The organism is Kiloniella sp., assembly GCF_048270245.1.
Lineage (GTDB): Bacteria > Pseudomonadota > Alphaproteobacteria > Kiloniellales > Kiloniellaceae > Kiloniella.
Window position 1 is genome coordinate 235,199 of sequence record NZ_JBLWTH010000005.1, and the last position, 12,101, is coordinate 247,299.

Consider the following 12,101-nt stretch of genomic DNA (forward strand, 5'->3'; position numbering starts at 1 on the left):
TCTACGATCAGCACAAATCATACGTCAGAAAGACCAAAGATGTCAGGTGAGATTTTACGATCAACAGGCTTCAAACCTGAACAGGACGATACACATTTCAATGCCTCTCTCTGGGTCAGTGCGCTTATTGATAACATTGGGAATGCCAATTTTTTCCCATGGATCGCGAAACAGATGAAACAGGTAATTCCGCACGAATTCTGTATTATTTTTCAATATAAAAAGGAACATTGTCCACAGGTTCTCTATGATGGATTAAGCCCGCTGGGGTATCGGGAAGGCTTGAAAAATTTCCTACAGAGCACATGGCAGATCAATCCTTTTTATCACGCTTGCCGCGAAGGACTGAAACCCGGCCTGCATACGATGGAAGCCCTGTCACGGGAAGCTCAGACCAGAAAATCTCAAGCCCGAAAAGCTCAAGCACGCCCCTATATTGAGAAAATCAGAACCAATACTGATTACAAGATGCGGCCAGATCAGATGGAAGAGATCGGCTATGTTACAGACGGCTGGCCCAGCGGGATGCAGGAATTGATGCTGGCTGTTCCCTTGCCCGGTGATGATGTGATCGAAATCTCCCTGTCGCAAAAGATTGATCACACCGACAAAGGCGCCCCCCTGCTTGAACAATCACAAGAACTCGTGCCTGTTATCATCAGCGCCATCAAAAAGCATTGTGAAACCCTTGGCCTAGGTCACTCGACACTAAATCACACCACACCGGGACTCACGCAATCTAGTCAACCGCTTTTGCCTGCGCCAGATTTTTTGACCCGCCGCGAAAAGCATATTATGGATTTAATCCTCTCTGGCCACGGATCAGAAGCCATCGGTCTTCACCTCGGCATAGCCTTGCCAACGGTTAAAACCCACCGCCGCAATCTCTATCGCAAGCTCGGCATTTCATCACAGGCAGAGCTTTTTGCGCTCATGTCATCCCATATGTCCTCCTGCCGCCCCCCAAAAGGGCATCACTAAGGCATAGCATTCTCTCTTTTGAGGGAAAGGAAACACCCCAAACTCATCCTTTAGGATGATTGTTCAAATAAAAGAGGCCTGACAACAATCCTTATAGAACAAAGTGGTTTTTGAGGATTACAACATGACCTTCCCAATTGAAAGCGTTCGCGCGCAATTCCCTTCTCTGTCCCTGACCGATACCATACAGGGCAAAGAACAACGGCGGATCTATCTGGATAATCCCGCCGGAACACAGGTAACATCGCGGGTTATTGAGGCTGTTTCGGACTGTTTTCTCAATGCCAATGCCAACCTTGGCGGATACTTCCCAACATCTATTGCCGCAGAAAAGGTCGTTGATGATTGCCATCTTGCCATGGCGGATTTCATGGGCACCGATGATCCCGGCGAAATCATTATCGGTGCCACGATGACTGCGCTCACCATGCACATATCGCGCAGTATCTGTCGGGATTTCAAACCGGGGGATGAAATCATCGTCACCCGCATGGATCACGAAGGCAACGTTGCCGCGTGGCTGGAAATTGCAAAAGATCTGGATCTGGTGATCAAGTGGGCCGACTTTGACAAGGCAAGCTGGAAGATCGAACCCGAACACATCAAAAGCCTGATCACCGATAAAACAAAGTTATTGGCCCTGAACTATGCCAGCAACCTGACCGGGGCCATCAACGACGTTAAATCCATTATTGCCGAAGCCCATAAATCAGATGTGCTGGTGTATGTTGATGCAGTTCAACTGGCCCCGCACCACCAAATTGACGTCAAAGACTTGGGCTGTGATTTCCTGATCTGTTCGCCCTATAAATTCTTTGGCCCGCACATCGGGGTTCTTTGGGGCAAGCGATCGATACTCGAGAAAATGCACGCCTATAAATGCCGCTGCGTGCCGGAAACTCTCGCAACCAAGTATGAAACCGGTACACCCGCCATTGAGCTTTTGGCCGGATTGACCGCCGCCATCGACTATTACGCGTGGCTAGGCGGCGAACTGGGCCAGACCGGATCTCGCCGCGCACAGATGACCACGGCTTTTAATGCCGCAATTGCATACGAAGAAAACCTGACCAGCCAACTAATCAAAGGTTTGCAAGAAATTAACGGCGTGGAGATCTTTGGTCCCACCGCACAGAACCAGATGAAAGCACGGGTGCCAACAGTTTCCATCCGCCATAACAAGGTAAAACCGGATACGCTGGCAAAGGCGTTAAGTGGCGAAAATATCTTTGTCTGGAGCGGCCATAACTATGCCATCGGCGTGGTTGAAAGCCTCGGCATTCCAATGGACGAAGGCATCCTGCGCATTGGCATCGCCCATTACAACACCGCCGAAGAAGTAGAGGCTATTCTGGGTTCAATTAAGGGCATTGTAAGCAACGTTTAAAGACCGACGGTACAGCCTATTTCCCAGGAGATAAAAACGATCACACCTGTAATAACTGGACCAGTTCCAGGATTTGTTGCAGCCAAAGCGACCTCGCCAATTGTCCGGCGGAGATCTAGCCCGTTCTATCACTTTGCTGCGGAAGAGCTTTGAAAGGCAGGCCCAGAAGGAACCAACCTGATGGGCCTGTTTCTAAATTCAATTGGAGCTGAATCCTGCGCTACCAACTAGAAACATGATGCATCTATTCCAAAGTCTTCGACTTACTTGTCAAAACCCCTTTAATTTTCGGCTTTTCTTGGCGGCGTTCTGTTTATCACATATTGTGAAAGAAAATCCCGCATGCGAGTACGTGTATCTTCCCAGTTACAAAGCTCAGTCTTTGGAAATTGGTATGAAATATCCCAGCCTTCAAATGTAGTTTTTGCATTACAAAAACGATTGTTTTTGAAAGATTTACAATTGGCGTAAAAACCATCTTCATGTTGTAATTTTTTGAGGACTTTTTTTACGTCTAACTCCTGAATTTCCATTGTAGTAAGTGGATAAAAATGTTCTCCATTAGTGAAGGGATAAACATCTTTATACTCTGGGTTAGAAAATGTAGGCTCTGAGCTATCACTATAAATAGTTAAGTCACAAAATTGATCTGTCTCTCTGTAATCACCATCCAAAATCGACGAATATTTTGGACCAGAAATATTCGTAATACCTGAATAAATATCTATATATGATTGATTGCGAGTTAACTCTCTACGCGCTTTACGATAAGCATCCATATCAAGTACGAGTTTTTCTGTTTCTCTGAGCTTTGGCTCAATTGCCTCGAACGCATAATAATCGAGCCTTAATCCAATTTTCCACTGCGGCCCACCATCCTGATTACCTCTGTAAAAGTACATATCTGCTGGAAAGGCAAAGCTGATGCTTTCTCCTGTGGTTTGATATTTATCTTCTCTAGTTGAATTGTATTTATGAAGTGTGACTATGATAGGCTCTGAGCCTTTATCCACCACAGGCCCCGGGTTTAGCCTTACTGGCACAGAATAGGGATATTTGATGGCGTACCAAAGCTTATAGCCACCAATAGAAATTATTATTAGAAGGGATATGGCTATAACTTTACGCATCAAACTTACTCAAATCACCGCGAGAACTAGCAATTTTATTCCACAGAACAACCTAGCACTCTCCAACAAAACAACAACTTAAAACACCATACTCTTTAAACTTATCAATAGTTGCAATACTGTATAGATACCAAATTAAAATAACTTGTTAGCTAAGGAAAATGCCGTGAAATGTCTGGTTGTTATTGCGCATCCGTTGGAAGACAGTTTGTGTAAACATCTCGCGAAGGAGACAATCGCGCATTTAGAGGCCAAGGGGTACGAGATTACGGTCAAGGATCTCTATGCGGAAAGCTTTTCACCTGCACTGACCCATGCTGAACGGCAGAGTTATTTTACGGAAGAGTTTGATAGCAGTGCTTTAGAACAGAACCTTGCACAGCTAAAAGAAACGCAGAGCCTTGTGCTGATCTTTCCGACTTGGTGGTTTGGTTTCCCCGCCATCCTCAAGGGGTGGTTTGATAGGGTGTGGGCACCCGGTCATGCCTATGACCATGCCGATAATAACAAGGCTATCTTGCCCAAGCTCGACAATCTGGTTGAGATGAAGGTCATTACCACCCTTGGTTCGCCCGGATGGGTTGACTACTTGGTTTTGCGCCAACCAGTCCGACGCGTTCTTAAAACCGCGATCCTGGGCACCTGTGCGCCCAAATGCCGGTTTCAGATGCTTTCTCTTTATGGCAGCGAAAGCCTGAACAAAGAAAAAGTGGATCGTTTTATCCGGAAAATTAAAACGCGGTTTTAAACCATCGTTCTATCGTCATTTATCTATACTTCTCTCTTTACGTCTTGAGAAAAAGTTACGCTAAACAACTAAACCAAATAAACAATCCACTTTGGATCAATTCAATTTTCAGAATTAAAATTTAGATACCAACGATTACAATTGAGCAGCATCCTGCTCTGCCTGATCATCTTTGATGCCACGTTGTACACGGTTTACTTCGCTGGAAATTTCAAAAAGAAGCTGCACCATGCGTTCGTGCATCGCCTGCAAGCGGTTAATCTTGCTTTGTAAATCAGCGGTTTCAACAACTTCTACGTTTGGTGGCAGGCTGGTATTGTCATCTGATCCTTCCAGCAACCAAATCATGTTAACGCTCAACACACCTGCCAGTGCAACAAGCTTGTTCGCGCGCGGTTCAGAACGATCACTTTCCCAATTATTCATGGTTGAGACTTTAACACCGACGCGGCGCGCAAGCTGCGATGCACTTAATCCCTTACTTTTACGTGCTGCTTCGATACGTTCGCCCATGGTGATATACGTCATAAAAAATTCCTAATACAATTCAACAAAATACTCTTTCATGCCCGTTGAGAACACCACTTGAACAAATTAAATCATCAAAAGTGTATCCCTTTGGGTAGTGCCAAAGGGATACACTTTTGAACCTATCACCGCAAGAGAAACTTTAATGACGAACATAAAAATACCCTCTAACTAATTGATATTAAACATATTTACACGAAATATTTTCTTTTCGCAGCGATACAATCACTCTTAGCGCAACACTTCAGGAAACCAGATATTCATCTTTTCCCTTTCTTTACCTATCCGATTTATCCTTACGCCCTCACAACACGCGACTTTCCTGTACGGGTCCCTTTTCAGCCTGAAATACGTCTCCTGACATGGCTGCCCCGCAGGATCGTTGATTGACAGGTGGGCTATTCAGCTATAGTGAAATCTGATTCTATTAATTTGATATTTGGCGATAATGAGCAATTTTTCCGATCTCGGCCTCCGTGACCCTATTCTTCGTGCGATTAAGGAAGGGGGCTATGAACAAATGACCCCGATCCAATCACGGGCTATTCCCAACATTATGGAGGGAAAAGATCTGATTGGCGTCGCCCAGACGGGAACCGGAAAGACCGCTGCCTTTTCATTACCACTGATACAGTATTTGCTCAAAGGCGAAGGCAAGCGTAAAGCCAAGACAGCACGGTCGCTGATCTTGGCCCCGACACGCGAACTTGCCATTCAGATTTCAGATAACGTCCGCGACTATTCCAAATATCTGCACCTGCGCAGCACCATTGTTTTCGGCGGCGCGTCAGAAAAACCACAAATCAAAGCAATGGCCCCCGGTGTTGATATCCTGATCGCAACGCCCGGCCGCTTACTTGACCTGATGTCGCAAGGGCATATCAAGCTAAACGAAGTTGAATTTCTGGTTCTTGATGAAGCCGACCGGATGCTCGACATGGGCTTTATTCGCGATATTAAGAAGATCATCAAGGAACTACCTGACAAACGGCAAACAGTTCTGCTTTCCGCGACGATGCCCAAGTCTGTTACCACATTGGCCAACACCATTCTGATCAACCCCGTCCGTGTAGAGGTTGCCCCCGCAGCCACCACCGCCGAAAAGGTTGTACAGCATGTGATGATGGTGCCCAAAAGCCGCAAACGTGACTTGCTGGGACATGTCCTCAAGGACGAAGCAATTAAACGGGTTCTGATTTTCACCAGAACAAAACACGGCGCCAACCGCGTTTCAGAATTTTTGGAAAAACTGGGGGTTACCTCGGCGGCTATTCACGGCAATAAATCCCAGAATGCCCGTCAACGCGCCTTGGCTGATTTCCGTGATGGCGCGATCCGTGCACTTGTTGCCACCGATGTTGCCGCGCGCGGCATTGATGTGGATGGTGTCACCCATGTCATCAACTTTGAACTGCCAAACGAACCAGACAGCTATGTTCACCGCATCGGACGTACAGCCCGCGCAGGTGCCACTGGTATTTCCTATTCCTTCTGTGATCATGAAGAACGCGCTTATCTGAAGGATATTGAAAAGAATATCCGCCAATCCGTGCCTGTTTTTGAAGAACACCCTTACCACGAAGAAGGTATCGCTGCGGCCCCCGCTGGTGCAAAAAAAGATAGTAATAACCGTGGTGGACGCCCAAACAGAAACGCCCGTGGCGGATCACCAAAAGGCAGAGCCGCTAGCAAAACGGGTAATAAAAATCGGCGTTCCGGGTCACAACAAGCATCTGGAAATTCCCAAAATGCTGAGGGAAAAACCAACAACAGCGCAAACAGCAAGCCAGTTGGTAATCCGGCGGGCAGAACATCAGAAAAGCCAACCGGCAAACCAAATCGTAAACCCGGAAGCAGACCCGGAAGCAGACCCAGTAACCGCCCTAGTAATCGGCCGGGAAATAAAGCCGGAAACCAAACAGGAAATAGATCTGGTCGGAAAACCAGTTCTGTCTAACTCAAAGCGGATTATATTGAACACGAGGTCGAAAACCATCTAAGCTATCGTTGATCAGATTAACGATAGCTGGTGGCAACCGTTGCGATTTCAAAATACCCTACAAATTGGAACGACCGACCAAATTAGAGCAACAGGTATGCTGTCAGCCACAAGTATGTGGTTGGCTGAACATTCTGAACAAACAACCATCTCTAAAAGATCTCCCGTTCTCACTGAGGTTGTCTCAGTTTTTTTTCACAGTGTCTTTAACTGCGTCTTTTTCAGGGACCTTGTGAAAAATCACCATTGATTACCCCACAATCAAGGGCTGGATATAGGGCCAATGATAAACAATCATGCTGATAGAAATCGGATTAATGGCAATCGCCAATAAGCACCCCAATGTCTTTGTTATGATAGGGTAATAAATTGCCGTTCGCAGGCTTTGAGGTGACACAAAACGAACGCCCTTTATCCAAAGCTCTCCCCACCATTTAAAAGCCTGCCAAATCGACAGAATGATGATCTCGTAAAATATTCTGAAAACCGCCATTCTGATAACGTTCCAGAAACCCACGATTACCATTATAAAAAGGGTTGAAATAATGCCTTCCAAATTAAGCGCCTCCCCAAGCTTCATCTTAAAGTGGTCCTGTTTTCGCCAACTTCAATAAAAACCACACACGCAGAGCTTGTAAAGAATACTTTTAAAGTGCTTCATTCCCAGTATAATATTTACACAGTATATTATTTACCCAGTGTATTATTTAACAAGATTTCTTTGAGAGCACATTTCATGATTATTAAAACGGCCCTTGTTGGTCTTGGCTCGGTGAACAAAAATCTTTTGACGATCCTGATCAACAAGCAGGAGAGATTACAACGCGATCACGGCATTTGTTTTCAGATTGTTTGCGTTTCCGATAGTTCTGGCGTTGCCGTTAATCCGGATGGTTTTGAAGCTCAGGCCATTATTAACCAAAAAAATGCTGGCAAACGGGCCTCTTCTTTTCAGGGTTTCAGAAAAGGCGCGTCCATTCAAGATGTTCTGGAAGACACCAAAATTGATTTGATTTTCGAAGCGTCCCCCGTCGATTTAAAAATCGGCGAACCGGGACTGGGCATTACCCGCAAAGCGTTATCCATGGGTATTTCTGTCGTCCTTGCCAACAAAGGCCCGGTGACACTTGCTTATGAAGAGCTACAGAACCTCGCACGGGGATCTGGCGCAGCCTTGGAAATGAGCGCGACAGTCTGCGGCGGCTTGCCAATTCTCAATATCGGCAGACGCGATTTGATCGCCGCTGACATCAACAAGCTTCAGGGTATTTTCAATTCCACCAGTAACTTTATTCTGGATGAAATGGCAACCGGGCGTTCCTATGACGATGCACTGGCCGAGGCACAAGAACGCGGCATTGCCGAAGCAGACCCCAGCCTTGATGTGGGCGGCTGGGATACCGCGAACAAACTGGTCATTATTGCCAATAGTATTTTAGGTCAGACTGTCACCCTCAAAGATGTTGATGTTACTGGCATCGAAAAGATTACCGAAGCAGATCTGAAAGCCGCCCAAACAGAAGGCAAACAAATCAAGCTGGTTGCCAAATACGAAAATGACCAGCTCTCGGTGGCACCCATTGCCCTGCCACAAGATAGTTTCCTCGCTCATTGCACAGGCTGGGAAATGGCGGTGGAACTTCACACCGATATCTATGGCATCATGTACCACAAACTCTGGGAACGCGAACCTGTCCCCACCGCAGCATCTATGCTGCGCGATGCAGCAAACATATTTGAGACGAAAAACAAATGAAAACAGTTACTTGCTATAGACCAACTGGACAGAAAGAGCTCGACCTCGTAGCTGAAAGTGGATATCTAAAATGGCCTCCACGCCTACCGGATCAACCTATTTTTTACCCCGTAACTAACGAGAAATATGCCATTGAGCTTACCAGATGGAATATCTCAGCATTTGGTATCGGTTATGTAACAAAATTTGATGTAAACAAAGAATATCTTGATAACTACAAAATTGAATGTGTTGGGGCCCGACATCATACTGAATGGTGGATCCCTGCTGAAGAACTAGATCAGTTTAATGCCAATATTGTTGGTAAAATTGAAATAACCAAGAAACTCGATAGAACTGACACGTAGAATCTGTTTATAAACAACCATGACAAATTCCCTGAACAGCCAAGCCTATCTTATCCTGCTTCTGCTTTTTACCGGGGTTTTTTGTAACGCCATGATCGTGCCCTTCATGGGTTTTTTCATCATCGATGAACTGGGTCGTGATCCTTGGGAAATTAGTATATATGTCGGGCTTGTCAGTGTTTTAACCCTATTGATGAACCGCCAGTTCGGGGAACGCTTTGACAAGGGGGCGCGGGTCCGTCCGCTCATTGCCATATCCGCGTTCGCTTTCCTAACCGCAACCGCGACCCTCTCGCTCTATCCGGCCTATTGGGTGATTATTGGCTTTATCAGTATTTGTTTTAGTTTCTCAAATGCCTCAACCTCGCTCATGTATAGCTTTGGCCGGGCCTATGCGGAACAACAGGGCATGGCCATTACCACCTACAACTCCTATCTGCGCAGCATGACCTCACTCGGTTGGATGATTGCCCCGGCACTTTCCTTTTTCATTGCCGGACAATGGGGAAACTCTTTCGTCTTTTATACTGCAGTTTCCCTCGCCATCCTGTGGGTTGTCCTGTGGTTTTGTGTCGTACCAAATGACTTTACAGCTGCGGCCAAAGAACCATCTTCGCAACAAGCATCATCTCAATCCAGATCACTCAATCACGGATTATACTTGGCATCAGCCGCCTGCCTTTTTATCGCTGGAGCGCATATTTTGACCAGCGCAGCCTTGCCGCTCTATTTTACGCAGGAAGCCAAACTGCCAACCTATGCGCCGGGTCTGGCCTTTAGCATCAAGTGCCTGACCGAAGTCGCTGTTATTCTTCTTATTCCCTATGCCATGCAAAAGTTCAGCGCTAGAACAGCACTCTATGCCGCAACGCTGATCGCCATGCCGACCTTCTATATTCTATCCCAAGTGAACAGCATGCCCCAGTTGGTGGTAGGTGCCGCACTTGAGGGGCTGTACTACGGCATCTTCGCGGGTGTCAGCATCACCTTCGTTCAAAGCTTCGCTAACGGTCGTCTGGGTCGCGCCACTTCGCTCTATATGAACAGCCTCTTCCTCGGCGGCATGCTGGGCAACGTCTCCATGGGCCTCATCGCCAGCGCTTATAGCTATCAAACAGCCATCCAGCTATCCCTCGTGATCATCACAGTCGCGTTGGTAATCCTAATCGCATCCCGACGCAGCGACCGGGCTCTAGAAAATAGCCTGAGTGTGTAAAGGGTCTGCATCACGGCGAGGTCATTGATTTCTGGGGCGGATCTTTTGTTTTTCATCCCGATCAGGAAGGCGTCGGCCTGATGAATTCCTTTTCCAACACCATTCTGCATCTTGTCACCCAAGGAAAATATCGGGACATGATGACAGGCGCGCCCTATTACATTCCTAATTATTAAAGAGCCTGCCCATTAAGCAGGATTAGCGCGTTAACTGTTTCCATAGTTAGCAGCTAAAATAAAAATCCAGAGCATGGGGTGGGAGGCAAATCCAAGTATGCGCCCCCAAAATATTGCCCTGTCGGCACCATCAGGCGCATTTGCAAGTACATTTTCCATGAGCTTGGTCGTGACAGTGAGCCAACCGACCAGCAAATAATGAGTAATAGAACGAAAAAAAGATCGGCCCACAGCGAACATAATTAAAATTATAAAAACTTTCACCGCGCCCCCAATCAGCAATCATAGGATGCAGCTTAGAGGAGAAAAAGGCAACCAGACAAGAGGCTTAAACCTTCTAGCCCAATTTAACATCGCCGAGGCCACCCGGTGACAAAACGTTCTTTATCTGCGCAGCCAGTTCTTTGACCTTTTTTGGGGTGTAGTTATCATAAAACCCCTGATTACTCCGTCCGATGGCATGTTCGGCAGAAAAGCTGCCGTTGTATTTTTCCACCACAATCTGGACCACCCATTCCCGCAAGAACGGAATAAAAGCAGTATCGTTCAGACGCGGGTCATCCTGTGGAATCGACAGGTTAAAGTGCAGACCGCCATCCCCCACATGACCGAAATCACAAATTCGCACATTCGGGAATTTTTCCGGCAATTCTTTCGCCATAAAGGCCCGGAATTTCATCAAATCGCCACGCCGAAATGACACGTCAAAAGCCACCAGTTTACCCGCGTGTTTCACCCCTTCGGACAGGGCGTGTCGCAAGGCCCACATTTCTTCGGGGCGACCAATAAAGGCATTGTCCAGTGGCGCATCTTCGTCTTCCCAGATTTCGGCCAACACCACTTCAATCAACTCGTCCAAACTCTGTTCGCTGTCACGTTTGGCCCAAGTACGGGACAGTTCGACCAGTAGAACATAATCCGGAATTTCACCCCCGGGAAAGGGGTTGCGCAGCGAAGGTACATGATCAAAGGCGGCACGGATCGCCTCAGACGACATACCTTCGAAAGCCGTCAGGTTGCTATCACAGCGTTCTTCCATTTCCAGCAATAGCTTAAGCACCGCCGCCTCGTCACGAGGGACCAACAACGCCGCCGTTGATTGCTGTGGCAAGCGGACAACATTCAAGACAGCTTCGGTTACAACACCCAGAACACCCGTCGTACCGATAAACAGATGTTTCCAATCAATACCAGTGTTGTCTTTGCGCAGGCCGGACATAAAATCAAGTTCAGTTCCGGCTTCATCCGCCAATACAACCTTCACACCAAGCGTATTCTGACGCACATCGCCATACCGCAGGAAGCGGGCACCGCCTGTGTTGGTCGCAATCATCCCGCCGATACGCGGATCAGCGCCGAGGTCAATCGGGAACACATAGCCCTTGAGTTCCAGAAAGGCATTGAGATCAGACAAACGAACGCCAGCCCCCACCGTAACCGAGCGGTTTTCTTCATCAAAAAGTATCTGCTTATGCGAAGAGGCGTCATCCCCTTGTGTTTCTAACAGGCGATCAAAGCTGAGAACACCTTGAGTGCCAGAGCTATCAGGTGTCGAGGCCCCAACCAGCCCACTGTTGCCGGATTGCGGCACAAGGGTAATCCCCCGTCCATGGCAATAGGCCAGTACCCGTGAAACTTCTTTGCTGGTAGCCGGACGCACAACAAAGGCTGCCTGTCCCGAACCATAACGCACACAGGTTTCATAAGGAACAAGATCATCACCATGCACACCCGGCCGCATCAATCCCTTTTCACCAACGATATCATACAGGGCATCAAGGTCTTGTGGGGTCGGGCTTGTCATGTAAATAAACTCTGTTTTTTAAATATTTG

General features: G+C 47.2%; 11 protein-coding genes. 7 read left to right on the forward strand and 4 right to left on the reverse strand.

The window, feature by feature from the left end:
• The first annotated feature begins 39 nt into the window (after window positions 1-39).
• Both ACN0W5_RS13415 and ACN0W5_RS13420 read left to right on the forward strand, forming a co-directional pair.
• A complete protein-coding gene (locus ACN0W5_RS13415; protein WP_417454599.1) occupies window positions 40-981 on the forward strand; it encodes a helix-turn-helix transcriptional regulator in 942 nt (313 codons plus the stop codon).
• A gap of 124 nt (window positions 982-1,105) precedes the next feature.
• Window positions 1,106-2,368, forward strand: coding sequence for a cysteine desulfurase-like protein (locus tag ACN0W5_RS13420; protein WP_417454600.1), 1,263 nt, complete (start codon window positions 1,106-1,108; stop codon window positions 2,366-2,368).
• A gap of 281 nt (window positions 2,369-2,649) precedes the next feature.
• Here ACN0W5_RS13420 and ACN0W5_RS13425 read toward each other — a convergent pair whose 3' ends face one another.
• A complete protein-coding gene (locus ACN0W5_RS13425; RefSeq protein ID WP_417454601.1) occupies window positions 2,650-3,498 on the reverse strand; it encodes a hypothetical protein in 849 nt (282 codons plus the stop codon).
• Between the two features lie 166 nt (window positions 3,499-3,664).
• Here ACN0W5_RS13425 and ACN0W5_RS13430 point away from each other — a divergent pair, with 166 nt between their 5' ends.
• Window positions 3,665-4,246, forward strand: coding sequence for an NAD(P)H-dependent oxidoreductase (locus tag ACN0W5_RS13430; protein WP_417454602.1), 582 nt, complete (start codon window positions 3,665-3,667; stop codon window positions 4,244-4,246).
• Window positions 4,247-4,381: 135 nt separating this feature from the next.
• Here the strand turns inward: ACN0W5_RS13430 and ACN0W5_RS13435 are convergent, their stop codons facing one another.
• A complete protein-coding gene (locus tag ACN0W5_RS13435) occupies window positions 4,382-4,774 on the reverse strand; it encodes a helix-turn-helix domain-containing protein (protein ID WP_417454603.1) in 393 nt (130 codons plus the stop codon).
• 448 nt (window positions 4,775-5,222) lie between these two features.
• Here ACN0W5_RS13435 and ACN0W5_RS13440 point away from each other — a divergent pair, with 448 nt between their 5' ends.
• Complete coding sequence (locus ACN0W5_RS13440; protein ID WP_417454604.1) at window positions 5,223-6,731, forward strand: DEAD/DEAH box helicase; 1,509 nt, start codon at window positions 5,223-5,225, stop codon at window positions 6,729-6,731.
• A gap of 292 nt (window positions 6,732-7,023) precedes the next feature.
• Here ACN0W5_RS13440 and ACN0W5_RS13445 read toward each other — a convergent pair whose 3' ends face one another.
• Window positions 7,024-7,353: a hypothetical protein gene (locus ACN0W5_RS13445; protein ID WP_417454605.1), complete on the reverse strand. Its 330-nt coding sequence runs from the start codon at window positions 7,351-7,353 to the stop codon at window positions 7,024-7,026.
• Window positions 7,354-7,509: 156 nt separating this feature from the next.
• On the opposite strand from ACN0W5_RS13445, the gene ACN0W5_RS13450 reads away from it, so the two are divergent.
• From ACN0W5_RS13450 to ACN0W5_RS13460, 3 genes are read left to right on the forward strand one after another with little or no spacing between them, the layout of a single operon-like run.
• On the forward strand, window positions 7,510-8,529 hold the full coding sequence (locus tag ACN0W5_RS13450) for a homoserine dehydrogenase (protein ID WP_417454606.1): 1,020 nt from the start codon (window positions 7,510-7,512) through the stop codon (window positions 8,527-8,529).
• The gene (locus ACN0W5_RS13455; RefSeq protein WP_417454607.1) at window positions 8,526-8,876 is read left to right on the forward strand and encodes a hypothetical protein; all 351 of its coding nucleotides are present in this window, start codon (window positions 8,526-8,528) and stop codon (window positions 8,874-8,876) included. The genes ACN0W5_RS13450 and ACN0W5_RS13455 overlap by 4 nt, the downstream gene beginning before the upstream one ends.
• Window positions 8,877-8,895: 19 nt before the next feature.
• Window positions 8,896-10,092, forward strand: coding sequence for an MFS transporter (locus tag ACN0W5_RS13460; RefSeq protein ID WP_417454608.1), 1,197 nt, complete (start codon window positions 8,896-8,898; stop codon window positions 10,090-10,092).
• A gap of 513 nt (window positions 10,093-10,605) precedes the next feature.
• Here the strand turns inward: ACN0W5_RS13460 and ACN0W5_RS13465 are convergent.
• Window positions 10,606-12,072 carry an FAD-binding oxidoreductase gene (locus tag ACN0W5_RS13465; protein WP_417454609.1) on the reverse strand — a complete coding sequence of 489 codons (1,467 nt, stop codon included), beginning with the start codon at window positions 12,070-12,072 and terminating at the stop codon, window positions 10,606-10,608.
• Window positions 12,073-12,101 lie beyond the last annotated feature (29 nt).